This is a genomic window from Massilia antarctica (assembly GCF_015689335.1).
Classification (GTDB): Bacteria; Pseudomonadota; Gammaproteobacteria; order Burkholderiales; family Burkholderiaceae_D; genus Telluria_A; species Telluria_A antarctica.
The window spans coordinates 1482210-1506767 of sequence record NZ_CP065053.1; the positions used below are offsets into that span (position 1 = coordinate 1482210).

General features: G+C 64.1%; 19 protein-coding genes. All 19 read right to left on the reverse strand.

What is annotated here, in order from left to right:
* Window positions 1-126 precede the first annotated feature (126 nt).
* Window positions 127-2406, reverse strand: coding sequence for a YgiQ family radical SAM protein (locus tag IV454_RS06680; RefSeq protein WP_082692305.1), 2280 nt, complete (start codon window positions 2404-2406; stop codon window positions 127-129).
* Between the two features lie 163 nt (window positions 2407-2569).
* Complete coding sequence (locus IV454_RS06685; RefSeq protein WP_206090827.1) at window positions 2570-2944, reverse strand: DUF4404 family protein; 375 nt, start codon at window positions 2942-2944, stop codon at window positions 2570-2572.
* A gap of 11 nt (window positions 2945-2955) precedes the next feature.
* On the reverse strand, window positions 2956-3168 hold the full coding sequence (locus IV454_RS06690; RefSeq protein WP_206090828.1) for a VF530 family protein: 213 nt from the start codon (window positions 3166-3168) through the stop codon (window positions 2956-2958).
* A gap of 113 nt (window positions 3169-3281) precedes the next feature.
* Window positions 3282-3665, reverse strand: a complete 384-nt coding sequence (locus IV454_RS06695) for an SLOG family protein (protein WP_206090829.1) — start codon at window positions 3663-3665, stop codon at window positions 3282-3284.
* Between the two features lie 187 nt (window positions 3666-3852).
* Entirely contained in the window at window positions 3853-4128 is a 276-nt protein-coding gene (locus IV454_RS06700; RefSeq protein ID WP_206090830.1) for a hypothetical protein, read from the reverse strand.
* 21 nt (window positions 4129-4149) lie between these two features.
* Window positions 4150-4785, reverse strand: a complete 636-nt coding sequence (locus tag IV454_RS06705; RefSeq protein ID WP_206090831.1) for a hypothetical protein — start codon at window positions 4783-4785, stop codon at window positions 4150-4152.
* A 79-nt stretch (window positions 4786-4864) separates the two neighbouring features.
* The gene (locus IV454_RS06710; protein WP_206090832.1) at window positions 4865-5503 is read right to left on the reverse strand and encodes a hypothetical protein; all 639 of its coding nucleotides are present in this window, start codon (window positions 5501-5503) and stop codon (window positions 4865-4867) included.
* A 7-nt stretch (window positions 5504-5510) separates the two neighbouring features.
* Window positions 5511-6107: a 2OG-Fe(II) oxygenase gene (locus IV454_RS06715; RefSeq protein ID WP_229522101.1), complete on the reverse strand. Its 597-nt coding sequence runs from the start codon at window positions 6105-6107 to the stop codon at window positions 5511-5513.
* Window positions 6108-6117: 10 nt separating this feature from the next.
* Window positions 6118-7293, reverse strand: a complete 1176-nt coding sequence (locus tag IV454_RS06720) for a tetratricopeptide repeat protein (protein ID WP_206090833.1) — start codon at window positions 7291-7293, stop codon at window positions 6118-6120.
* Window positions 7294-7446: 153 nt separating this feature from the next.
* Window positions 7447-8760: a hypothetical protein gene (locus IV454_RS06725; RefSeq protein WP_206090834.1), complete on the reverse strand. Its 1314-nt coding sequence runs from the start codon at window positions 8758-8760 to the stop codon at window positions 7447-7449.
* 21 nt (window positions 8761-8781) lie between these two features.
* Complete coding sequence (locus IV454_RS06730; protein WP_206090835.1) at window positions 8782-10911, reverse strand: M3 family metallopeptidase; 2130 nt, start codon at window positions 10909-10911, stop codon at window positions 8782-8784.
* A gap of 131 nt (window positions 10912-11042) precedes the next feature.
* The gene (locus IV454_RS06735; RefSeq protein ID WP_229522102.1) at window positions 11043-13178 is read right to left on the reverse strand and encodes a M3 family metallopeptidase; all 2136 of its coding nucleotides are present in this window, start codon (window positions 13176-13178) and stop codon (window positions 11043-11045) included.
* 145 nt (window positions 13179-13323) lie between these two features.
* Entirely contained in the window at window positions 13324-13527 is a 204-nt protein-coding gene (locus tag IV454_RS06740; RefSeq protein ID WP_054265230.1) for a SlyX family protein, read from the reverse strand.
* A gap of 42 nt (window positions 13528-13569) precedes the next feature.
* The gene (locus IV454_RS06745; protein WP_206090836.1) at window positions 13570-14436 is read right to left on the reverse strand and encodes a DUF4214 domain-containing protein; all 867 of its coding nucleotides are present in this window, start codon (window positions 14434-14436) and stop codon (window positions 13570-13572) included.
* A gap of 59 nt (window positions 14437-14495) precedes the next feature.
* The gene (locus tag IV454_RS06750) at window positions 14496-16121 is read right to left on the reverse strand and encodes a DUF4214 domain-containing protein (RefSeq protein ID WP_206090837.1); all 1626 of its coding nucleotides are present in this window, start codon (window positions 16119-16121) and stop codon (window positions 14496-14498) included.
* A gap of 283 nt (window positions 16122-16404) precedes the next feature.
* The gene (locus tag IV454_RS06755; protein ID WP_206090838.1) at window positions 16405-18975 is read right to left on the reverse strand and encodes an Ig-like domain-containing protein; all 2571 of its coding nucleotides are present in this window, start codon (window positions 18973-18975) and stop codon (window positions 16405-16407) included.
* A gap of 277 nt (window positions 18976-19252) precedes the next feature.
* Window positions 19253-21712 carry an Ig-like domain-containing protein gene (locus IV454_RS06760; protein WP_206090839.1) on the reverse strand — a complete coding sequence of 820 codons (2460 nt, stop codon included), beginning with the start codon at window positions 21710-21712 and terminating at the stop codon, window positions 19253-19255.
* A 159-nt stretch (window positions 21713-21871) separates the two neighbouring features.
* On the reverse strand, window positions 21872-22345 hold the full coding sequence (locus tag IV454_RS06765) for a cache domain-containing protein (RefSeq protein WP_229522103.1): 474 nt from the start codon (window positions 22343-22345) through the stop codon (window positions 21872-21874).
* Window positions 22346-22430: 85 nt separating this feature from the next.
* Window positions 22431-24491, reverse strand: coding sequence for a UvrD-helicase domain-containing protein (locus IV454_RS06770; protein ID WP_206090840.1), 2061 nt, complete (start codon window positions 24489-24491; stop codon window positions 22431-22433).
* Window positions 24492-24558: the final 67 nt, after the last annotated feature.

Genomic DNA, 24558 nt, shown 5'->3' on the forward strand with positions numbered 1-24558 from the left:
GTGTTGCAAAAGCGAAGAAAGGGGACGATTTTGCACGGCCGATAAGCACGGCCGATAACTCACGCGCTGTCGTCGCCGCGCCAAGGTGGCGCGGCGACGCAGGCTATTGGCGACGGACGACGGTACTTACTTGCGCCGGGCGCCGGCTTTTGCCACCGGCGCCGCCTTCGGCTTGGTCTTGATGGTCGCCAGAATCGATGGACGCACCTTCGATTCCGGGGCGATGAAGGGCGTCGGCGCCAGCGCGCGCTCGGTCTTGCGCTTGGGCGCGGCGGCGAACTTGTCGAGCGTGCCGGCGCCCGAGGTCTGGCGCTTGCGCTCGCCCGCCGCCAGGCCGCCGTCTTCCGACGCCTGCCAGCTCGGCACCAGATGGCGGTCGCCATTGCCGATCAAGTCGCCACGGCCCATCTTGACCAGGGTTTCGCGCAGGATCGGCCAGTTGGCCGGGTCCTGGTAGCGCAGGAACGCCTTGTGCGAACGGCGCACCTTGCCGCTCTTGGCCGTTTCCACGATCTCGGAATCGGCCGTCACTTTTTTCAGCGGATTCTTGCGCGAGTAGTACATCGTCGTGGCCATCGCCATCGGGGTCGGCATGAAGGTCTGCACCTGGTCGAGCTTGAAGTTGTTTTTCTTCAGCCACAGCGCCAGGTTGAGCATGTCTTCGTCCGTCGTGCCCGGGTGAGCGGCGATGAAATAAGGAATCAGATACTGCTTCTTGCCCGCTTCCAGGGAGAAACGGTCGAACATTTCCTTGAATTCGTCGTAAGCGCCGATGCCGGGCTTCATCATCTTCGACAAGGTGCCTTCTTCGGTGTGCTCAGGCGCAATCTTGAGCAAGCCGCCCACGTGGTGGGTCACCAGTTCCTTGACGTATTCGGGCGAGCGCACGGCCAGGTCGTAGCGCAAGCCTGAGCTGATCAGCACTTTCTTGATGCCGGGAATGGCGCGCGCCTTGCGGTACAGCGAAATCAGCTTGCTGTGATCGGTGCCGAGATTGACGCAGATGGTCGGGTACACGCACGACAGGCGGCGGCACGATTCCTCGATTGCCTTGTCCTTGCAGGCCAGCCGGTACATGTTCGCGGTCGGGCCGCCCATGTCGGAAATGGTGCCGGTGAAACCCTTGGTCTTGTCGCGGATGTGCTCGATTTCGCGCAGGATCGACGGCTCCGAACGGCTCTGGATGATGCGGCCCTCGTGCTCGGTGATCGAGCAAAAGGTGCAGCCGCCGAAGCAGCCGCGCATGATGTTGACCGAAAAGCGGATCATGTCCCAGGCCGGAATCTTGGCCTTGCCGTAGCTCGGATGCGGGGCGCGCGCGTAATTCATGTCGTACACGCCGTCCATTTCGTCCATGGCCAGCGGCAGCGGCGGCGGATTGAGCCAGACGTCGCGTTCGCCGTGCGCCTGCACCATCGCGCGCGCATTGCCGGGGTTCGATTCGAGGTGGAACACGCGCGAGGTGTGCGCGTACATCACCGGATCGGTGCTCACCGTTTCGTAGGATGGCAGGCGGACCACGGTCTTGTCGTGTTTTTCCTTGGCCATGGCCAGGCGTTCTTCGCGCGACATGATGCGGATCGGCTTGACCACTTCCTTGGGCTGGGCATTGTCGGTGGCGCAGGCGGACTTGTCTTCCTGGGCCATCGCGTAGGGGTCGTGGTGGGCGTCGACCTTGCCGGGCACGTCGACCCGGGTCGAGTTGTGCACGCCCCAGTCGTCGCCGGGCAGCCAGCCTTGCGGCACCATGAAGGCGGTACCGCGCAGGTTACGGATATCCTTGATGTTTTCGCCGCTTGCCAAGCGGTGGGTCAGGTCGACCAGGGCGCGTTCGGCGTTACCGAACAGCAGCATGTCGGCCTTGGAATCGGGCAGCACCGAGCGCCGCACCTTGTCGGACCAGTAATCGTAGTGGGCGATGCGGCGCAGCGAGGCTTCGATCGAGCCGATGATGACCGGCACGTCCGGAAACGCTTCGCGCGCGCGCTGGGCGTACACGGTGACGGTGCGGTCCGGGCGCTTGTTCGGCTCGCCGTTTGGCGTGTAGGCGTCGTCGGAGCGGATCTTGCGGTCGGCCGTGTAGCGGTTGACCATCGAGTCCATGTTGCCGGCGGTGACGCCGAAGTACAGATTGGGCTTGCCGAGCACGCGGAAGGCCTCGGCCGAGAGCCAGTCCGGCTGGGCGATGATACCGACGCGGAAACCTTGCGCTTCGAGCAGGCGGCCGACCAGGGCCATGCCGAAACTCGGATGGTCGATGTAGGCGTCGCCCGTGACGAGGATGACGTCGCACGAATCCCAGCCCAGGGCGTCCATTTCGGCGCGGGACATGGGAAGGAAAGGCGCGGCGGGAGCGCGGCTAGACCGTTTCGGGACGGTCGCAAACAGGTTTGTTGGGGAGTTCATTGGGCAGTATTGTACCGGAAAACCTTCCGGAGCAACTTGCCACCGCCCTTTTTCAAGGCCGATTGCAGCGAAAAAACGTCTTATGTTTCAACAACTTGTGACGTTTGTGCCACATTTACAGGCAGTTGCCGGAGCGCGCTTGGCGCTCGCGGCGTACGGCCGGTCAGATACCCATGTTCGACAGCATCCGGCCCAGCTCGCGCAGGGCGGGTTCCAGGCGCGGGTGCTCGGCGGCGAATTTGGCGGTGATTTCCTGGGTGCGCTCGGCCAGCCCGTAGGTGGTGGTGCCGGCCGGTTCGGCCAGCAGGGCCGCAGCCGGGTCGGACGCCGTAGCGGACGCTTCGGCTTGCTCGGCCAGGGCAGTGTCGCTGATGGTGGCTTGCGCGGCGGCTGCACGCTTGTCCAGCAGGGTCTGGATGTCGCCGTCGAGCTGCATCAGCAAACCTTGCAACTCTTCATCCACCTGATCCGTCTGCGCCAGGTTGGCATGCAGGGTTTTCAGGTGCGACTTCAGGTTCGCTGTGTCGTCGTTCAACATGTCATCCTCTTTTAATTGGTGAAATTTGTGGCCAGATACAGTTCTTCAACCCTGGTACGCGCCCACGGGGTCTTGCGCAGGAACTTCAGGCTGGACTTGATGCTTGGATCGCTGATGAAACAATTGATGTCGATCCGCTTGCCAAGCTCATCCCAGCCGTAATGGGCGACCAACCTGGTCAACAGAGATTCTAAGGTAATACCGTGTAAGTCGTGAACACTCATTGCTGCGCTTGATCCTATGGCGGGTTGGGGGGAAGGCTATACCGTCCTTATACACCCAAATGGCGGCGCGATCCATCGCGCGGCGCGGCAAGCTTGGGCGCCGGGGCGCGGGCTTACTCGCGGAAAATGCGTATCTCGGTCCCGCTCTTGTCGGCCAGTTCGACCATGTGCCCGGTGCCGCGCGCGCAACCGGGCTTGCCGTAATCGGCATGGAAGGCCAGTACCAGGTCGATGCCGGTGGCGAGCATGCGTTCGTTCAAGCCACGCCAGGCTTCGCCGGGGAAGGCGCGCTGGTCGGCGCGGTTCTTTTTCATGCGCTGCACGCTCAAGCCCAGCTCAGCGGCGACAGCCACCGCGCAGGCATCGGCGCCCGGGGTGTCGCCGGTGACGATCACGCTGTGCGGCGGCAACTGGGACAATGCGCGGCGCACCGTGTCGGGGTTGTCCCAGGTGGTCGAGCCGGTGACCAGCACGCGCAGGAATGGTCGCTCAGACACAGGTAAAGTGAAACATCGGTGTTTTCCTCGCGACGATGATCTTGTTTCATGGGCAGCCAACAGCAGCCTGATTGCATTATATTAAATTAACCGGGAGCGCAACGGGCCAACCATGGATGCGCAGCGACCAGGACAGCGCCTGGCGCATGGGCGGGAAACACGATAGCGCCAGCCCACGCATGGCCGATCAGCGACGACGCAGGCGCGCCAGCAGGGCCGCCGCGCCCCACCAGATGGCAGCCCAGACCAGCACTACGCACACCCATCCCAACAAGGATGGCGCGGCCCAGCCGCCCGACGCGCCGCTGCCGAACACCGGCAGGCCGAGCGCATCGAGCACGAACAAGGGACCGTAGATGGTGGCGGCGATGGCCGGCCCCAAGGTGCCGGTACCGGCCCAGATCCAGCCGATCACGGCATGGACGGTCGCCAGGCCGACGAACAGCACAGAACGCAGTGTCATTGTGTGCACTCGCCGGATGGCTCAGTCGGGCGTGTGTGGGCCGGCAGCGTTTACTTTCGCTTCGGCAGCAACGGCCAGGCGTTCAAGCAAGCGCAACTTTGTTTCGAGGAGGGTGTTCTGCGCCTCCACCAGCGCCAGCGTTCTGTTTTGCACAGAACCCTTGCCGCTCGCGCGCTTGATGAAGAAACCGAACACGCCGATTAACAGCAGCATCGGTCCCCAGCTGACCAGATAATCAAGCAGGACCGACATCGTCGACGGTTCGGGGTGCGGCTTGATCGCCACGGCCGAGATGATGCGCATTTCCTGCGACACGTAAGCCTCCTTGGCCCGCGCCGCGACCTCGCGAATACGGAACGCAACCGCGCCGGACGCCGGCACAAATAGCCCGTCGACAGGCTGGGTCACGGTATCGACGAGGACGTGGTTGGCATCGAAGTATTTCACTTCCAGCATGACGTCCCTGACACTGTCGGCGGATGCATTTTTCAGTGTTGCCAGGGACGTGACCATGCGCGGCTCATCCGATACGTTGAGCGAGGTATTGCTGACCGCCAGTTGGTCGACCCTGGCCGGGGAATCCTCGTGGTAACTGCAGGCAAGCGCCGAAGTCGAGAAGGCCAACATGCAGGCCGACCGTGCCATTCGTTTTTTCATGGTGTTTTCAGGTGAGGTGTATCAAGGGGATGGGCAGCGGATGAAGCGTGCCGCTTTGTTCCCAGGCGTCAGGATGGGTTCAGTCCTCACCCGGCCGCGGTGCGCCGCGTGAGCGCGCTTCGGCGGCCAGCGCCAGCCGCTCGAGCATGAGCGCTTGCGTGCCGAGGTGGGCAATCTGCGCATTCATCAACGCCGGGGCGTTGGTGGTCGCCGACTTCTTGCCGATCAAGCGTTTCATGAAATAGATCAAAAAGCCCAACAAGGCCAGCAAGGGTAGCCAGGTGATCAGGAATTGCTCCATGAACGGGCTGAGCGCGGATTTTTGCGGAGGCGGAACGATCGCCTCGGCGGAGACGACGCGCACTTCCTGCGACACGTACGCTTCCGCCGGCTGGTAAATGTGCTCGCGCAGGCGGAACGCGACCTCGCCGGCCGCCGGCGCAATCACATTGTCGACACAGCGCGTGAAGGTATCGACCAGCACATGCTTGGTGTCGAAGTATTTCACCTCGAACATCACTTCCCTGACCCTGTCGGAGGACGCATTCTTCAAGGTACCGAACGTGGTGGCCGTGCGCCCGTCCGCGGACACGCTGAACGTGGCCTCCCGGACCGCCAGCTGGGCCAGCGGCACCGACGTGGTACCGTCACGGCCGCAGGCGAACGCCGTCCCGGAAATGACCAGCAAGCATGCGGCGTGCGCGATCAATTTTTTCATGGTGCTTTCAAGTGGGATGGATCGAGGGGAACATCGGCGCGGTTGACGGGTCCTGTTGCGGCTTGCCTGCGCCGTACAGCACGTCCGAACGCAGCACATACTTGATGCCGCCGGTCAGCGCGGCGCCTTCATGCCAGGTGTCGTGCACGAACAGCAGGGCCGAACCGGTCCCTGGCGTCACCCGGAACTCCTTGAAGACCGTGTCGCCGCCCTCGTAGCCCTCGTTCAGGTAGACGAGGAAAGTGAGCTTGCTGCTCAGCCCATCTTCGTTCCACGGGCCATCCTTGTGCATCTTGAAGCGCTGCCCGGTCGCATACTTGTAAAAGCGCAGCTCGCGCGGCAACCCGACAGCAGCGTGGCCGTCGAGCTCGGGCATGCCGGCCGCCGCCAGGCGCTGCCACAGCAGGGCGATCCAGTCGGGCGCCTCGAACTGGGCGCGCTCGTTGTTGCGGATCGCCGGCATCGGTCGGGCGCCTTGCGCGGTGCGCACCGCCGCCGCCGCGAAGCCGCGCGCCTCAGCCAGCGCGATCAACTCGCCGCACTCGCGCGCATCGAGAAACCCATCGATGGAAAACACCGTCGGCGCGTGGGGGACGACCCGCATGCGGTCCGGCTTATTTCTTCTTGCGCGCAGCGCGCGGCGCCGGGTGCGCGCACTTGTCGTCGAACACCGAGGCGTCGGCTAGAAACTCGCGCGCGTCCGCATCCTTGGGCATGGCCGTGCGCAAGTGCGCGGCGATGGTCTTCACTTCCGCGTCCAGCGCGGTGGCGCCGCCGCAGCCGGCAACCCGGCGCTTGAGGGTGGCGGCCAGCATGGCGGAGCGGCCGTGCTTGACCGTGTTGGGCATGGTGACGCGGCGGATGGCCAGGATGTCCTCGTAGCGCGCCAGGGCCGCCGGGTTCTGGTCCTGATGCTCGTGCATGCTGCCGATATCGTTGATGATGGCGACCGTTTCCTCGGACTGCGCGCCGAAGGTTTGCACGGCCTGCGGCAGCATGGCCTCGAACAATTCCTGGGCGCGCTTGTGGTTGCGCTCAGCGCTATAGCTCATCGCATGCGCGGCCCGCACTTCCAGGGTCACCGGGTCGGCCATGCCGAGCGTGGCGCCGTACACCGCGATGGCGCGCTCGTACCATTCGCGCCCGGTCCGGTTGTCGTTCTCGCGCATGTAGCTACCGCCGATGTTCACATAACTCATGCCGACCTGGTAGCTGTTCTCGCCATGGATCTTGCGGCGCAGTTCCAGCGCCTCGGTCAACAGGCGGCGCTCGCCGGCCACGTCGCCCTTCAGGCCCAGCATGCGTCCGAGCGCGTCCGCCGCATCGGCTTCGAGCTGGAGGTTGGCGTTCTTGCGGGCCTGCGCCAGCACCTCGGCCATTTCGGCCTGGACGGTGCCGAATTCCTTCATCTGCATGCGCTGCTCGGCGCTGTCGAGCATGGCCTGGGCGGCCTGGTCCGACTCCTTGCCGTACCCGGCCCGGCAAGCTTGCACGGCGGCGGCATAGCCGACCCGCCCGGCCACCGGGTCGCCGCCGTCGCCGGCGCGCTGGGCATCGAGCCCGTACGCGTGGCACAGCACGGCGGAAGCGTCGTGCGTGCGGACTTTCTCGGCACGGGCGCTGGCGATGGCTTGTTGCAGGGCGGCCGTCGAGGCTGCGCTCTTGCCTTCGTTGTCCAGCGCCAGCGCACTGCAATACAGGCGCTGCGGTCCGAATTCGAGCGCCTCGGCATCGGTACAGCAGTCGGCGCCGCTGCAACGCGGACCGGACTCGCCCGGTTCTTCGGTCAACTGCACTTCGGGAGGCCGCACGGGTGCGGTGGTACAGGCCGCCAAGCCAAGGGCGCACAGCAGGACGGACGCAAGCGGGAGTAAGCGAGGTGTGAGCATAGAGGCAACGTTCGGAAAGAGGGACGTGCCTTATTATAGAGCATTGTCGCTATGCTAATTTTCAGGAAAGCCGAGCGTGGCGGGCGCCTGCTTCAGATGGCCGATCAGGCGCTCGACGTGGCGCACCTCGTCGACGCCCAAAAAACCGTGGCGCTGCCCACGGTTCGCGCTATTGGACACGATGTCCGATGCGGCTTCGAGCAGGAGGTCGCCGCTGTCGTCGCGCCCGCCCATGCAGTCGGCATGCACCAGGCCGGCCGGTGCGTAGGTACGCGTGATCAACGGACCGCTGGCATCGATCGTCAGGGCGCGCCCGGTGGTGATGGCATGCACCACACTGAGCGCATTGTTGCGCATCTTGAACGGCTGATACAGGCGGTAAACACCAAGCCACAGAAACGACAACGGCACGACTATCGCGAACGGGAAGATTTCTCCTTGCCGATGGGTTCGCCACATTGCAGGGACCAGAAAAACGGTGAGTAGCAGGCTAACGAGCGTCCACGGGATAAAAAAGGACTGCTCCGCGAAACCTCTTTTCAGATAACTAGCGGGGATCGGCTGCGCGGCCCAGACCAGCCGTTCGCCGGGCGCCATTTCCGCGCGCAGCGCCTGGCGCAGCTTGTCCGGCAAGGGCCCGATATCGGGCGTGATCAGGCACTGCTGGAAGCTGGCATGCGGCGTGTTGGGCGCCAGCGGCAGCGTCTTCGCCAGCGCCGCGATCAGTCCATGCACGCGCCGGACCCGGGCAATGGCGAGCATGCCGTGGCGCTTCGTCGTATAGCCTTCATCGCCGTCGTGGACGTATTCCGTCTCCAGTATCAGGTCGCCCCAGCCGCCGGCGTGCTCGCTGCGTTCGATTTGCTGCAACTGTGCTGGTACATACGAGCTGATCGTTTCGGGATCGCCGCCGCCCAACAGGATGACGCGCTCGCTGGTGATGGCGTACACCACGAAGCGTGCTTCTTCCTCGAGCCTGGATGGCGAGCGCAATCCAAGTACGCCGCCCAGCAGGAACGGCACGCCGATCAGCGGCAGGAAATCGAAGTCGAGGCCGTACAGGATGAGCGTACGGGCGATGCTGCCGACAATCCACAGCAGCCCGCATGCCGCCATCGCTGCAAAAGCGACACGGGACTCGTATGCATCCCGTTTCATATAGTGCTCGGCGATCGGCTGGCCGACCCAGACCAGGCGCTCGCCCGGTGTCAAGGCCGCCTGGAGGCGGTTCTGCAGATATTTGGGAAGTACCGCGATGTCGGTCAATATGGCTCCATGGAGGAAATTGGCGCCACCATTATCGCGCATCGCCGGGCGGGCCGGCGAAGTGCTCACGACGAAAAAAATGCCGTCCTGTGCGAACGGCATTCTTGAGAAGTTCAGGCAAGCTTACTTGGCAGTGAGCCCGCGCCGTTCCAGCAGCGGTTCGATGGTCGCATCGCGGCCGCGGAAGTTGCGGTACATTTGCATGGCATCGATGGTGCCGCCTTTCGACAGCAAGGTCTTGCGGAAATGGTCGCCATTTTTGCGCGACAAGCCGCCGTTTTCCTTGAACCAGTCGACCGTATCGGCGTCCAGCTTTTCACTCCACAGGTAACCGTAGTAGCCGGCCGAATAACTGCCCGAGAACACGTGCGAGAAGTAGGTCGAGCGATAGCGTGGCGGCACCGGCGCGAAGTCGACGCCGGCGTCCTTCAGCGCGGCCGCTTCGAACGCCAGCACGTCGGTCGGGATGTGGGCGGCGTCCAGCTGGTGCCAGCGCTGATCGAGAATCGACGAAGCCAGGTTCTCGGTGGTGCGGTAGCCTTCGTTGAACTGCTTCGATCCGATCACCTTGTCGAGCAATTCCTTGGGCATCGGCTCGCCGGTCTTGTAGTGCCTGGCGTAGTTGGCGAGCACGTCAGGCCAGAGCGACCACATTTCATTGACCTGCGAAGGGAATTCCACATAGTCGCGCGGCACGGCGGTGCCGGCAAAACGCGGATAGGTCACGTCCGAAAACATGCCGTGCAGGGCATGGCCGAATTCGTGGAACAGGGTGCGCAGTTCGTCGTAGGTCAGCAGGGTCGGTTCGCCCGCGGCCGGCTTGGGAATGTTCAGGTGATTGCCGATGACCGGGTGCGTGCCCAGCAGGCGCGATTGCGCCACGTAGGCATTGGCCCAGGCGCCGCCGCGCTTGTTCGGGCGCGCGTACAGATCGGCCACGAAGATCGCCAGCGGCTTGCCGTCGGCATCGATGACGTCGAACACGCGCATGTCAGGGTCGTACACCGGCAAGTCCTTGCGTTCCTTGAAGGTGATGCCGTACAACTGGCCGGCGGCGTAGAACACGCCCTTGGTGAGCACGTTGTTCAGCTCGAAATACGGACGCAGCGCGCTCTGGTCGAACTGGAAGCGCTCGGCGCGCACCTTGTCGCTGTAGAAGGCCCAGTCGTGGGCGGCGAGCTGGAAGCCGCCATGGCCGGCGTCGATGACGGTCTGGATATCGGCCGCTTCCTTGCGCGCGTTGGCCACCGCCGGCTTGACCAGGCCGGCCAGCAGCGTGTTGACGGTGCCGGTATCTTTCGCGGTCTGGTCGTCGAGCGAGTAGGCGGCATGGTTCGGATAGCCGAGCAGGGCGGCGCGCTCGGCACGCAGCCGGGCGATGCGCAGCACCACGCCGGTGTTGTCGAATTTGCCGCCGCGGCTGCCGCGCCCCATCGACAATTCCTGCAGGCGCTGGCGCACGGCGCGCTTGGTCAGCACCGCCATGGCGGCCTGGCCCGTGGTGTTGGTCACCGCGAGCATGAACTTGCCTTCGAGGCCGTTCTTGCTCGCGTTCGCGGCCGCCGCATCGATGGCCGCTTCCGTCATGCCGTCCAGTTCCGCGCGGCTGTCAACCACCAGCGCGGCCGCCTTGGCCTCGCCCTGCACGTTCTGGCTGAAGGTCGCTTGCAAGCCCGCCAATTCGGCGTTATAGGCCTTCAGCTTGCTCTTGTCGGCCCCGTTCAAGCGGGCGCCGGCGCGGATGAAATCCTTGTGATAGCGCTCCAGCAGGAAGGCCGATTCGGCATCGAGCCCGAGTTTGTCGCGCCGTAGGTACAAGGATTCGATACGCTCGAACAATTTCTGGTTCAGGCTGATCGCGTCGCGGTGCGCCGCCCTCTTGGGCGCCAGGGTCAGTTCGAGGGCCTTGATGGCGTCGTTGCTGTTGCCGGCCCCTAGAATGGAAAAGGCGCCGCTGACACGGTCGAGCAGCTTGCCGGAGCGTTCCATGGCGACGACGGTGTTCTCGAACGTGGCCGGCTTGCGGTTGTTGGCGATGGTGTTGACCTCGGCGGCCTCGCTGCGCATGCCTTCGGCAAAGGCCGGGGCGAAGTGCTCGATCCTGATCTTGTCGAAGACCGGGTAGTTGAATGGCAAGGTGCTCGCTTTGGCGAACGGGTTGGACCCTGGCAGCGCGGCGCGGGCCGGCGCGGTCCAGGCGAAGCTGGTCACGGCCAGGCTGGCCGCGATGATCATCAGTGGGGGACGGGTCATGGTGGTGTGCGAATCGGGGGAACGGAGGGAGAAGCGGAGGATGCCGCGCCATCGTTCCCCCGACGCCAGGGCGGCGCCGGGGGAACGACGGTGGGCAGTGGCGGCGCCAGCCTGGCCGGTGCCGCCTGGTCTTAGTGGACGGTCAGGCCGCGGCGGTTCAGCAGCGGTTCGATCTTCGGATCGCGGCCGCGGAAATTGCGGAACAGGTCGAGCGCGTCGACCGTGCCGCCGCGCGAGAGCAGGGTGTTGCGGAAATGGTCGCCATTCTTGCGCAGCAAGCCACCGTTTTCCTTGAACCATTCGACCGTATCGGCGTCCAGCTTCTCGCTCCACAGGTAGGAATAGTAACCGGCCGAATAACCGCCCGAGAAACTATGCGAGAAGTAGGTGGTGCGGTAGCGCGGCGGCACCGGCGCGAAGTCGACGCCGGCTTCCTTGAGCGCGTTCGCTTCGAAGCCGAGCACGTCGGTCGGCACCTGGGCCGCGCTCAACTGGTGCCAGCGCTGGTCCACCAGGGAGGCCGCCAGGTATTCGGTGGTCAGGAAACCCTGGTTGAATTTCTTCGCTTCGATGAACTTGCCCAGCAATTCCTTGGGCATCGCTTCGCCGGTCTTGTAGTGCTTGGCGTAGTTGGCCAGCACTTCCGGATCGATCATCCACATCTCATTGACTTGCGAAGGATACTCGACGAAGTCGCTCGGCACGCTGGTGCCCGAGAAACGCGGATACTTCACGTTCGAGAACATGCCATGCAGCGCGTGGCCGAATTCGTGGAAGGCGGTCTTGACTTCATCGACCGTCAGCAAGGTCGGCTCGCCGGCCGGCGGCTTGGGAATATTGAGGTGGTTGGCGATCACCGGATGCGTGTCCATCAAGCCCGACTGCGACACATAGGCATTCATCCACGCGCCGCCCTGCTTATTGCTGCGCGCGTACATGTCGGCCAGGAAGATGGCCAGCTGCTTGCCGTCGGCATCGAACACGTCGAACACACGCACGTCCGGGTTATACACCGGCAAATCCTTGCGTTCCTTGAAGGTCAGGCCGTACAGCTTGCCGGCGGCGAAGAACACGCCGTTGACCAGGACGTTGTCGAGCTCGAAATACGGCTTGAGCTGTTTCTCGTCGAAATTGAAGCGCTCGGCCCGCACCTTGTCGCTGTACATGGCCCAGTCGGCGGCGCCGACCTTGAAACCGCCCTTTTCGGCGTCGATGACTTTCTGGATATCGTCCGCTTCCTTGCGCGCATTGGTCACGGCGGGCTTGGCCAGTTCGGCCAGCAGGGTGTTGACCACGCCGGTCGTCTTGGCGGTCTGGTCTTCCAGCGAGTAGTCGGCGTAGGTCGGGTAGCCGAGCAGGGCCGCGCGTTCGGCGCGCAGGCGGGCCAGCTTGACCACCACGTCGCGGTTATCGAATTTGCCGCCGTGGCTGCCACGCGCCAGCGACGCCGCCATCAGGCGCTCGCGCACCGCGCGGTTGGTCAGCTGTGCCAGCGGCGGCTGGCCGCTGGTGTTGACCAGGGCGACCAGGAACTTGCCTTTCAGCTTGCGCTTCTTGGCCGCATCGGCGGCCGCGCTGATTTGCGCATCGCTCATGCCGTCCAGTTCCGCGCGGGTATTGACCACCAGCGCAGAGGCGTTGATTTCCGCCAGTACGTTCTGGGTGAACTTGGTCTGCAGGCTGGCGATCTGGCCGTTGAATTTTTTCAGCTTGTCCTTGTCGGCCGTCGACAACTGGGCGCCGGCGCGCACGAAATCCTTGTGATAGCGTTCCAGCAGGTAGGCCGATTCCGCATCGAGGCCGAGCTCGGCGCGCTTGTCGTAGAGCGCCTTGACCCGCTGGTACAGCTTGGCGTTGAGGAAGATCGCATCGTTATGCGCGGCCATTTTCGGCGACATGGCGCTGTCGATGGCATCCAGGGCCGGATTGGTGTTGGCGCCCTGCAGGGCCGAGAAGGTGGTCGCCACGCGGGTCAGCAACTGGCCCGAACGCTCCATCGCCACCACGGTGTTCTCGAAGCTGGGCGCCTCGGCATTGTTGGCGATGGCATCGATCTCGCCCAACTGCGCGCGCATGCCGGCCTCGTAGGCGGGCCGGAAATGACTGTCCTTGATCTTGTCGAAGGCCGGGTACTGGAACGGCAAGGTGCTGGGCTGGGCAAACGGATTCGATGCGGCCAGTGCGCCGGCGGGGGTGGCCGGGGCGGCAAAGGCGGTGGTGGCCAGCGCCAGGCTGGCGGCGACGATAAGCATGTGGGGACGGGTCATGGCATCTTTCACGAGCGCTAATGGAAGCTGCCGACGGGTAGCCGGCAGCGCATGAGCGCACGATCATAGCAGCATGGTCACACGCCTGTCATCCGTGATGATGTATGCATATGCCGGTATGGGCGGAAGGACCGGCGCGCCAAGCCTAGTAGTGCGGCGGGCGGTCGTTGACCGGGTTCGGTCCCGACTGGGCATTGTTGCGGATGTGTTCGGCCAGCTTGGCGACCATCGCTTCGAGCTGGTCGATGCGGCGGCCCTGCTGGTACACCATCTGGTTCAGGGATTCGACCAGGTCTTCCTGGTGCGCGAGCTTGATCTCGATATCGACAAAACGGTCTTCCTGGCTCACGGCGGCGTCCTTGGGGGCAAAGCCGCCATTATGCCAGTGCGCTCAGGCCGGTCCGTGTTCCCAGGCCGGCGCCACGCCTACCAGCAGCAGCGGCGGCGCCTCGTGCGCCGCGGGAGCGTCCGAGCCCGTTTGAACGTCGCCGGCCATGAGCGCGAGCATGGCCTTGATCACCGCGTGAAACGCCTCGACATCGCTGCCGGCGGTCACCGTGGCCAGCATGGTGCGCACCATCGAGGCGGCCAGGGTACTGCCGTAGCCGGCGATTTCGGACGGGCGGTCGATCGCCAGGGTGAAGTCGGACGCCACCGCCAGGGTATTGCCGATGCGCTGGGCGTCGAGCAAGCCCTGGGGCGTGCTGTTTTGCAGTGCGCCGGCCATGATCGACATGGCGGCATTGGCGCGCGAGAGCGCGCCGCTGTCGATGGCCTCGCTCCAGAACGCCAGTCCGGCATCGTCCGGGCTGCGCCCGAGCACGTTCTTGTACACGGCGCTCACAAAGTCGATGATGCCGTCGGGATACAGCTTATCCGATTCGGCGCTGGTGCTGAAACTGTCGATCAATTTGTGCAAGCCGGGATTGGTGGCGTAGGCGGCGCTGATGCCGACGATGTCGTGCGGCGCGCCCAGTTTGGCCAGCTGGTCCTGGAAGCTCTGCATGCCGGCATAGTCGGCGGCGCGGCCGAAATAAGCCACGTACAGCGCTTGCACGGCCGCATCGTATTCGACGTTGACGGTGCTGTCGCTGAATGTGAAACGCTCGACATTGGCCAACAGCTGCAAGCCGCCGCTGGCGCCGTTCTTGGGCAGCACGGCGTACCCGCCGGCGCCATTGGTGATGTTGTAGTCGGCCCGCAAGCCGGCGAAGCCGAACGTGTCGACCCCGGAGCCGCCGTTAATTTGCATTTGCATGGAAAGTCCCTTCGATCCGAACACGACGGCGCCACCACCACGGCCGGCGCCCGCGCTCACTATACCAGCGTCTGTTCCCACGGCTGGTGGCCGATCCCAATCAGGTCCACGTGCACGATAGGATCCCCGTACTCGACATTGGCCATGGCCTTGGCCGGCCCCGTCATCGACTTCAGGGTGGCGCCGATGGTCGTCTGATAGGCGATCAGGTCGGTGCTCGCCGTGACGGCGCCGAGCATGGCGCGCACCGAGGCGGCGGCAGCGGCGCTGCCATAGCCGGCGATCTCTTGCGGGGTATCGATCATCAGGGTGAAGCCGGAGGCGACGATCAGCTTGTTATTGACCAGTTTGGCATCGAGCACACCCTGGGCCGTCTTGTTGTCGAGCGCGCCGGCCATGACCGAGAGCGAGGCGTTGGCGCGCGACAGGCCGCCGCTGTCGATGGCATGACTCCAGAAGGCCAGTCCGCCGGCGTCGGGCGCGCGTCCGAACACGTTCTGGTACAGCGCATTGATGAAGGTGGTGGTAGCGCCCGGATACAAGGCGGCCGACTCGGCGCTGACGGCGAAGCTGTCGATCAGTGCATGCAGGCCGGCGTCCTGGCTATACGCCGCGGCCAAGCCGCGCACGTCCTCGGGAGCGTGCAATGCGCCCAGCTGCTGCTGGAAGCTGCGCATGCCGCTGTAGTCGGCCGCGCGGCCGAAATAGCCGACATACAAGGCTTGCACCAGCGATTCGTAGGCAAAGAATACCTTGCCGTCGGCAAACACCAAGGATTCGATATTGACCAGCACATCCTGGCCCTCGTCGCCGACCCGGTCGCGCACGACATAGCCGGCCTCGATCTTGGTGATGTCGTAATTCGCACGCGCCCCGATGTAGCTGGCTTCGTCGACGCCGCCGAGGCCATCGATGACATCGTCGCCGCCGGCCCCTTCCAGCCGTTCGCTGTCGGCGCTACCGCTGATACGCTCGGCGTCGTTGCTGCCGGTGAGGTAATCCATGCGCCCGCCCGCACCATACTGGCCGCCGAGTCCATCGCCGCCGTAGATCCAGTTGAATGCGGCAATATCGTATTGCCCGTAGGTGCTGTAGGGACCGCCCACGGAATCATAGGACATCAGGGTGTTGCCGGTGTGGTCGTCTTCGTAAGGCAGCTTGATATCGCCTTCGAAGGGATGTTTCAGGCCGAGCGTATGGCCCAGTTCGTGCAATAAGGTTTCATAGCCGGACCCGCCCGGGGTCAGGTCGGCGTTGGGAGTGCGAAATTCCACATTGTCGAGGTAGACATAGGCCTGGACGCTGTAGTCGCTGACGGTGGTGCCGCTGCGCGGCGGCGTATACGTCGTGTTCCAGCTGGACAATCCAGTCACGTCGTCGCCCGGAATATTGATCGACGCCAGATGAATCTGGGCAGTACCGCCATTACTGGTTTCGATGAACCAGATTCCGGTCACTTCGCGCAGGTAAGCCAAGGCTGTGCGGGTGGCCGCTTGCTGCGCGGGAGAAAAAGCGGTCTGCCCGCCCTGCCCGGCTTCGTTGCCGGTGCTGATCGAAAAGGTATATTGAATATAAAACGGCGCAGTGCGGCCGACGAAGTTCCAGTCGGGCCCTTCGCTGATCAAGGCGTCGATATGGTTGAAGCCGGACAGGCGCAGTTCGTTGATGTCGGACAGGGTGGTCATGGAAGCAATACGTGAAGACAGGCCGGGGACGCGCGGCGCCGCATGGGCGCGGGCAGGCACAACTGGCAAAGGCAGGGGCCGGAAAAATTACCGACAGATACCATAAGTATCTCAATAGAACATATTTACGTCAAATTTTTGCATATAAAACAGGCAACGGGCAGTCTGTTTTCGCCAAAAAACGACACTCCTCCATCCGCCACACGGCAAAAAGCCGGCGCCGCCCACAAGTGGCGGCGCCGGCCTGGAGCCGGAGCAGCAGCCGGGATGGAACGGCGGCGCCTTACCGTACCGAATCGATCAGGCCGCCATGCTGCAGGCCGACCAGGATGAGCGCGCTGTCGGGCAGGCCGGCGCCGCCGTACACGGTATCGTGCTGCACGACGTCAAGCTGCATCTGTGCGGCCCCGGTCTGGGCGCCGACACCAGGCAGCGCCGCGATGGTGCTGGCGATGGTGGCCTGGAAGGCGGCGATATCGGTGCTGGCCGTCACGCTGGCGAGCATGGCGCGCACGGTGGCGGCGGGATTGATGCCGACGTAGCCGTTCACTTCGGCGGTCGTGTCGATGGCGAGGGTGAAATCGGAAGCGATGACGATCTTGTTGTTGACCAGTTTGGCGTCGAGCACGCCCTGGGCCGTGCTGTTTTCGAGCGCGCCGGCCATGATCGAGAGCGAGGCATTGGCGCGCGACAAACCGTCATGGTCGATCGCATTGGTCCAGAACGCCAGGCCGCCCGCGTCCGGGGCGCGCCCGAACAGGTTCTTGTACACGGCCGTGACGAAGGCGCTGGTGGCGCCCGGATACAAGGCGGCCGACTCGGCGCTGGCGCCGAAGCTGTCGATCAGGCTGTGCAGCCCGGCATCCTTGGCGTAGGCGGCGGTAACGGCCGAAAACGTCAGCGGCGCGTGCAGGCTGACCAGTTGCGACTGGAAGGCCGCCAGGCCGCCCGAATCGGCGGCGCGGCCGAAGTAGGCCAGGTACAGCGCCTGCACCACGTCATCGTAGTCGAGCTTGAGGGTAGTGTCGGCGAACCTGATCGCCTCCATATTGCGCAGCAAGTCCGTGCCATCGGGGCTATGTTTGGCGGTGACCACGAAACCGCTGGTATCGCGCACCACGGTGTAGTCGCCGCGCATGCCCGGGTAGCTCACCGTATCGGTGCCGCCGCCGCCATCGATGATGTTGTTGCCCGGCGTGGGCAGCAGGGCATCGTTGCCGGCGCTGCCGGTGACGATGATCGGGGCCGCCGTGCCGAGCGCAAACAGCAGGTGCTTGGCGGCGGTGCTGGTGTTGCCGGCCTTGTCGAGCGAGCTCACGCTCACATCGTAATTGCCGTTGGCCAGGCCGCCGCCGCCCAGGCTCCAGTGACCGTCGGCGCCGACCGTGACTTCGCCGATGAGGGTGCCATTGGTCAGGCGGATCATGCTGCCCGCTTCGCCGGTGCCGCTGAACTCGATGGCGCCGCTGGCCGGGACCAGCACGCCGGCGGTCGGCGCCACCGGCGCGTGGGTATCCACGCTCAACAGCAGCGCGGCGCTCGGCGCCGAGACATTGTTGGCGGCATCGGTGGCGCGCGCCGTCAGCGACAGGTTGATCCCGTCGGCCAGGGCCGAGGTGGCGACCGACCAGGCGCCGTCGGCGCCGGCGGTAGTGGTGGCGACCAGGGCGGCGCCGCTGTACACCTTGACCGTGCTGTTGGCTTCGGCGCTGCCGCTGACGACCGGCTTGTCGCCGGCCACATACCCGTTCGGGTTTTTGACGACGGTGAGCGTCGGCGCGGCGGGCGCGGTGGTGTCGGCCGCCGCCGGCGGCGGAGTGACCACTGGCGGCGGAGTGACGACCGGTGGCGGAGTGACCACCGGCGGCGGAGTGACCACCGGCGGCGTCACCGGCGGCGGGGTGAGCAGCTGGGCGGCCTGCACGCTGCGGTCGTCGAACTTGAGCACCTCGACCGAGGTCAGGGTATCGATGCCGTCGGCGCCGCTGACGCGCAGCTTGCCAGCGCCCAGGCTGGTAATCGTGTAGGCGGCGTAATTGCCATGGAACACGGCGGTATCGCTGCCGTTGCCGCCGTCGAGGATATCGTTGCCGCCGCCGCCGTCGAGGCGGTCGGCGGCGGCGCTGCCGCTCAGGCTATCGGCGCGGCTGGTGCCCGTGATGTAGCGCCCGCCGCCGGTCGAGTTGATGCCGAGCGCGCCGCGCAGGCCGTCGCCACCATACAGCCAGTTCAGTGCCGCGATATCGTAGGGGCTGAAGGTGCTGTAGGGACCGCCCTGGCTGGTGTAGGACATCAAGGTGTTGCTGGTGTTGTCGTCGCCGGTCGCCAGATGGATGGCGCCGTCGAAGGGATGCTTCAGGCCCAGCATGTGGCCCAGTTCGTGCAGCAGGATTTCCAGGCCGCCCGAGCCGGGCGCCAGGGTGGCATTCGAGGCGGCGGCGACGACGGCGCTGTCCAGATACACGTAAGCCGCCGCGTGGAAGCTGAGCAGAGTAGTGCCTGAATTGGAATAGCCGGAATTCCAGCTGCACAGGCCCGCCGTGTTACCGCCCAGTTCCTTCGAGCACAGATGGACGTCGGCGCTGGCGGCGTCGGACGTTTCGCTGAAGACGATCCCGGTAATCGCGCTCAAGGTCGCCATGGCCGCGCGCGTGCCGGCTTGCTGGCCCGCGCTGAAGCTCGTCAGTCCGGCGCCGCTGTCATTGCCGCCTTCATTGTGGGAGGCGATCGAAAAGGTGTAGCGGATGGTATTGCCGGCGGGCGTCACGAAGTTCCAGTCGGGTCCGCTACTGAGCAGGGCATCGATGTGATTCAGGCCGGAGAGGGGGGTGTCGAGATCGGAGATGGTCGTCATGCGGGTATGCTTATGATTGGAAGTGGAATGATTCCAAATCACGCCCGATGATGAACGTTAACGCAACCGGCAGACAGAGTTGGAATGTTGCCGGATTTTGCTCGACAAACGCCGCAGTATTCCAAAAATGCGTATTGACGTCAAATTTAATTCAAATTTGGCATGTTAATTAATGCAATGTTTAATTTTTCCTGTGCCCGTCCACCATGCAAAACGGGCGTCTTACCCGGGAAGGGGGTAGACGCCCGTTGTGGCGGAGCCTGGAAACGGCCGCGCTTTACAGTACCGCCTCGATCAGGCCGCCCTGCTGCACGCCGACCAGGACCAGCGGGGTGGCGGCCAGGCCAGTGTCGCTGTGCACGGAGTCGTGTTGCAGCATCCCGGACCCGCTCTGCACGCCGCCACTGGACATGCCCGCGAGCGTGCTGACGATAGTGGCCTGGAAGGCGGCGATATCGGTGTTCGCCGTGACGGTGGCGAGCATGCTGCGAACGGTCGCGGCAGCCGGCGCGCCGGAATAGCCGGCCACTTCGGCCGGCGTGTCGATGGCCAGGGTGAAATCGGACGCGATGACGATCTTGTTGTTGACCAGTTTGGCGTCGAGCACGCCCTGGGCGGTGGTGTTTTCCAACGCCCCGGCCATGATCGAGAGCGAGGCATTGGCGCGCGTCAAACCGTCGTGGTCGATCGCATTGGTCCAGAACGCCAGGCCGCCCGCGTCAGGGGCGCGTCCGAACAGGTTCCTGTACACGGCCGTGACGAAGACATCGGTGGCGCCCGGATACAAGGCGGCCGATTCGGCGCTGGTGCCGAAACTGTCGATCAGGCTGTGCAACCCGGCATCCTTGGCGTAGGAGGCGGTGACGGCCGAAAACGTCAACGGCGCGTGCAGGTTGCCCAGTTGCGACTGGAAAGCCGCCAAGCCGCCCGCATCGGCCGCGCGGCCGAAGTAGGCCAGGTACAGCGCCTGCACCACGTCGTCGTACTGGAGCTTGAGGGTGGTGTCGGCGAACTTGATCGACTCCATATTGCGCAGCAAGTCCATGCCGTCGGTGCCGCTGGTGGCGGTGACCACGAAACCGCTGGTATCGCGCACCACGGTGTAGTCGCCGCGCGGGCCGGGGTAGTTGACCGTGTCGGTGCCGCTGCCGCCATCGATGACGTTGTTGCCTGCGGTTGGCAGCAGGACATCGTCGCCGGCGGTGCCCGGGACCGTGACCGAGGACCCGTTCCCGGTCCCCAGGGTAAACAGCAGGTGCTGGGTGGCGGTGCTGGTGTTGTCGGCCTTGTCGAGCGAGCTCACGCTCACGTCGTAGCTGCCGTTGACCAGGGTGCTGCCGGCCAGGCTCCAGTTGCCGTCCGAGCCGACCGTGCCTGTGGCGATGATGGCGCTGGCATTGCTCAGGCGGATCGTGCTGCCCGCTTCGCCGGTGCCGTTGAACAGGGCCGCGCCGCCGGCCGAAATGACCACGTTGCCGGTTGGCGCCACGGGCGCGTGGGTGTCGACGCTGAACAGCAGCGCGGCGCTCGGCACCGAGACATTGTTGGCGGCGTCGGTGGCGCGCGCCGTCAGCGACAGGTTCAGGCCGTCGGCCAGGGCCGAGGTGGCGACCGAATACGTGCCGTTGGTGCCGGCGGTGGTGGTGGCGACCAGGGCGGCGCCGCTGTACACCTTGACCGTGGAGTTCGCTTCGGCGCTGCCGCTGACAATCGGCGTGGAGCCGGACACATACCCGTTCGCATTCTTGACCAGAGTGAGCGTCGGCGCGGCCGGCGCGGTGGTGTCGCCCGCTGGCGGGGTCGCCGTTTGCACGGTCTGGTCGTCGAACTGCAGCTTTTCGATCGAGGTCAGGGTGTCCATGCCATCGGCACCGGTGACGCGCACGGAGCCGCCGCCCAGGTCGGTGACCGTGTAGGAAGCGTAATTGCCGCGGAACACGGCCGTATCGGTACCGCCGCCGCCGTTGATCATATCGTCGCCGCCAAGGCCCACGAAGCGGTCGGCGCCAGTGCCGCCGCTCAGGATATCGGTGAAACTGGTACCGGTGAGATAGCGCCCGCCGCCGGTCGAATTGATGCCGAGCGCGCCGCGCAGGCCGTCGCCGCCATACAGCCAGTTCAGGGCCGCGATGTCATAGGGGCTGAAGGTGCTGTACGGACCGCCCTGGCTGGTGTACGACATCAAGGTGTTGCTGGTGTTGTCGTCGCCGGTGGCCAGATGGATGCTGCCCTCGAAGGGGTGCTTCAGGCCGAGCATGTGGCCCAGCTCATGCAGCAGGGTCTGGTAGCCGCCGCCGCCCGGGGCCAGGTTGGCATTCTCGGTAGCGAACTCGACATTGTCGAGATACACATACGCTTGCGCATCGTAACTGTTGAGGGTGCTGCCGGTATAGCCGTAGCTCGAATTCCAGCTGCACAGGCCGCTGACATTGTCGCCGGTGATATTCACCGCCGCCAGGTGCACATCGGCCGCGGTGCCGGTGGCCGTTTCGGTGAAGGTGATGCCGGTCAGCGCCGCCAGGGCCGCGAAGGCGGCACGCGCGTTGGTTTGCTGGGAAGCGGAAAACGCGGTCTGGCCGAACTGGGTCGCTTCATTGCCGGAAGCGACAGAAAACGTGTAGACGATGGTGTTGCCGGCTGGTGTCAGGTAGTTCCAGTCCGGGCCCGTGTCGAGCAGGGCATCGATATGGACCAAGCCGGAGGTGGGGGTTACGGTGATGTCGGATACGGTCGCCATGCTGTGTGCTCGCCAATTGGATGTAAAAAGGTCCAAATGACGCGCCACCGTGGTCCAGGCAGGCGGATTTGGAATGGTGGCGCGCTTGCGCGCAGCCATGAAATCAGTATTTCAAACTAGGGTGTTGCCGTCAAACAAAATCTGAATCGTGTGCGCAATTTAGCGCAAATAAACACCACCGCAGATGATGACCTCCTCCGTGGGCTGGCAATACATTGCCTTCGGTTCAATCTTGCCGCTGGTGGGGTTGGTGAACTTATATTCCTGCCAAAAAGGAAGATTCTTTTTTGCCATCTCGACCCGTTCATGCACGAAGGCCTTGCCGTCGATATCTTTCAACTCCATCAAATTCTTGCCCAGCATTTTGGGATTGGCGCCGTGCGCGCGCACCACGCCATCGTAGCCGTAGGCCACCATGTACAGGTCGCGCTCGGTGAAAGGCCCATCCTTGCGGTTGATCTCGGTGTAGGTCTTGTCCTTGCCGTGGGCCTTCATGTACGCAACGGTCTTCTTGACCATGGCTTCGGCTTCCGGCCTGGTGGCAAACTCCTGCGCAATGGCGGGGGCGGCCATGGTCCAGGCCAGCAAGGCGGCAAGGATGGCGCCGCGCGGCGCGCGAGTGTATGTCAACATGAAATTTTCCTTCGGCAAAGTATGCGACATGGAATCGATCCATGCTAGCACGCCTGTTCCATACCGCCGAGCATTATAGAAGACCTCAGGTTTTCGGTGTTGCAAGCAAGGCTTTCAAGCTGGCCAGGCGGTCCTTGGGCGAAATCGTTTCCGCCTCGGTGGCTGGGGCGTCGCCGACGTCGAGCGCCATTTCCTTGATGAACCGCGACACATCGCAATGGACTTGCTCGCCGGCACGTTTGCGTTTCTTGCACCACGTAATGTACAAAGTGCGCTGGGCGCGCGTGATGCCCACGTACATCAGGCGCCGTTCTTCCTGGATGCGCGCGCCGATCGTTTCCACCGAGGCATCCGGGTCGCCCTTGTGCGGCAGGATGCCCTCTTCCACGCCGACCAGGAAGACGTGCGGAAACTCCAGTCCCTTGGATGCGTGCAGGGTCGACATGCGCACCGCGTCCGGCTCCTCGTCCTTGCCTTCCAACATGCTCATCAAGGCCACCATCTGGGTCAGTTCCAGCAGGTTTTTTTCCTCGCCGGATTTATCCTTGCCGCCGCAGCCGCGCTCCTTGAGCCAGTTGGTAAATTCGAGCACGTTGAGCCACTTGCTCTGGGCCGCGCGGTCGTCGAAGGTATCGTACAGATAACTTTCGTAAGCGATCTCCTTCATCATGTCGTCCAGCACTGCGGCCGCGTTCTCGCCGCTGCCGGACGGGCCGGGGCGGCTGGCGCGCGCTTCGAGCTGGTTGATGAAGTTGCAAAACGCGCGCAAGGGCAGCAACTGGCGGTCCGGCAGCTTCGCTTCGATGCCGCCCTTGAAGGTGGCCTCGAACAAGGAGCAGTTCCACTGCTTGGAAAACGCGCCCAGCACTTCCAGGGTGGCCATGCCGACCCCGCGCTTGGGGGTGGTGACGGCGCGGATGAAGGCCGGATCGTCGCCCTCGTTGGCGATCAGGCGCAGGTAACTGATGATGTCCTTGATTTCCGCCTTGTCGAAAAAACTCTGGCCGCCGGAAATGGTGTACGGAATGCGCTCCTTGCGCAAGCATTGCTCGATCACGCGCGCCTGGTGGTTGCCGCGGTACAAAATCGCGTAATCGGACCACTTGTTCTTGCGCTGGAAGCGGTCGGCTGAAATCATGATGGCCACCTGCTCGGCTTCCTGGTCGTCGGTCTGCATGCCGAGCACCGTGATCGGTTCGCCCAGGCCGTGTTCCGACCACAGGGCTTTTTCGAACAGTTTGGGATTGTTCGAGATGACCGCGTTGGCCGCCTGCAGGATGCGGGTGGTGGAGCGGTAATTCTGTTCCAGCTTGATGACCTTCAGGTCGGGGAAATCGTCGCCCAGGGTTTTCAGGTTTTCCACCGAGGCGCCGCGCCAGGCGTAGATGGCCTGGTCGTCGTCGCCCACGGCGGTGAACATGGGTTTCTTGCCGATGCCGGTGACCAGCAGCTTGACCAGCTCGTACTGGCAGGTGTTGGTATCCTGATACTCGTCCATGAGCAGGTAGCGCAGGCGGCGCTGCCACTTGTCGCGGATCGGATCGTTGTTGCGGAACAGTTCCACCGGCAGGCGGATCAGGTCGTCGAAATCGACCGCCTGGTAGGCCGCCAGGGTCGCCACATAGCTGCGGAACACGCGCGCGGCCTGGGCTTCGTCTTCATCCTTGGCGTGCTTGACCGCGTCTTCCGGATCGATCAGGGCGTTTTTCCACAGGGAGATGGAATTCTGGATGCTGCGGATCAGTTGCTTGTCGGTGGTGATGGCCAGATCCTGGACCAGGCCGAAGCAATCGTCGCTGTCCATGATGGAAAAGCGGTCTTTCAGGCCCACGCCGGCCGCTTCCTGGCGCAGGATTTTCACGCCCAGCGAGTGGAAGGTGGACACGGTGAGCTGCTTCGCCTGGCGCGGCTGCTTGAGCAGCTTGGCGATACGCTCCTGCATTTCCAGCGCCGCCTTGTTGGTGAAGGTCAGGGCCGCGATAGTGCGCGGATCGTAGCCGCGGTCCTCGATCAGGTGCGCGATTTTCTGGGTGATCACGCGCGTCTTGCCCGAGCCGGCACCGGCTAGCACCAGGCAGGGACCGTCAAGATACATGACCGCTTCGCTCTGGGGAGCGTTCAGGCCGAAATTGGGGGTGGAGGACATCGGGCGGGGCAATCGGATGGGGGACGACCGGCCATTGTAACGTACACCCCCGTCGTCTCCGGCATTG

Coding starts and splice junctions, on each gene's coding strand:
- IV454_RS06680 (WP_082692305.1), bottom strand. CDS start 2,406: ATGAACTCCCCAACAAACCTGTTTGCGACCGTCCCGAAACGGTCTAGC.
- IV454_RS06685 (WP_206090827.1), bottom strand. CDS start 2,944: ATGTTGAACGACGACACAGCGAACCTGAAGTCGCACCTGAAAACCCTG.
- IV454_RS06690 (WP_206090828.1), bottom strand. CDS start 3,168: ATGAGTGTTCACGACTTACACGGTATTACCTTAGAATCTCTGTTGACC.
- IV454_RS06700 (WP_206090830.1), bottom strand. CDS start 4,128: ATGACACTGCGTTCTGTGCTGTTCGTCGGCCTGGCGACCGTCCATGCC.
- IV454_RS06705 (WP_206090831.1), bottom strand. CDS start 4,785: ATGAAAAAACGAATGGCACGGTCGGCCTGCATGTTGGCCTTCTCGACT.
- IV454_RS06710 (WP_206090832.1), bottom strand. CDS start 5,503: ATGAAAAAATTGATCGCGCACGCCGCATGCTTGCTGGTCATTTCCGGG.
- IV454_RS06715 (WP_229522101.1), bottom strand. CDS start 6,107: ATGCGGGTCGTCCCCCACGCGCCGACGGTGTTTTCCATCGATGGGTTT.
- IV454_RS06725 (WP_206090834.1), bottom strand. CDS start 8,760: ATGCCGTTCGCACAGGACGGCATTTTTTTCGTCGTGAGCACTTCGCCG.
- IV454_RS06730 (WP_206090835.1), bottom strand. CDS start 10,911: ATGACCCGTCCCCCACTGATGATCATCGCGGCCAGCCTGGCCGTGACC.
- IV454_RS06735 (WP_229522102.1), bottom strand. CDS start 13,178: ATGACCCGTCCCCACATGCTTATCGTCGCCGCCAGCCTGGCGCTGGCC.
- IV454_RS06745 (WP_206090836.1), bottom strand. CDS start 14,436: ATGCAAATGCAAATTAACGGCGGCTCCGGGGTCGACACGTTCGGCTTC.
- IV454_RS06750 (WP_206090837.1), bottom strand. CDS start 16,121: ATGACCACCCTGTCCGACATCAACGAACTGCGCCTGTCCGGCTTCAAC.
- IV454_RS06755 (WP_206090838.1), bottom strand. CDS start 18,975: ATGACGACCATCTCCGATCTCGACACCCCCCTCTCCGGCCTGAATCAC.
- IV454_RS06760 (WP_206090839.1), bottom strand. CDS start 21,712: ATGGCGACCGTATCCGACATCACCGTAACCCCCACCTCCGGCTTGGTC.
- IV454_RS06765 (WP_229522103.1), bottom strand. CDS start 22,345: ATGTTGACATACACTCGCGCGCCGCGCGGCGCCATCCTTGCCGCCTTG.
- IV454_RS06770 (WP_206090840.1), bottom strand. CDS start 24,491: ATGTCCTCCACCCCCAATTTCGGCCTGAACGCTCCCCAGAGCGAAGCG.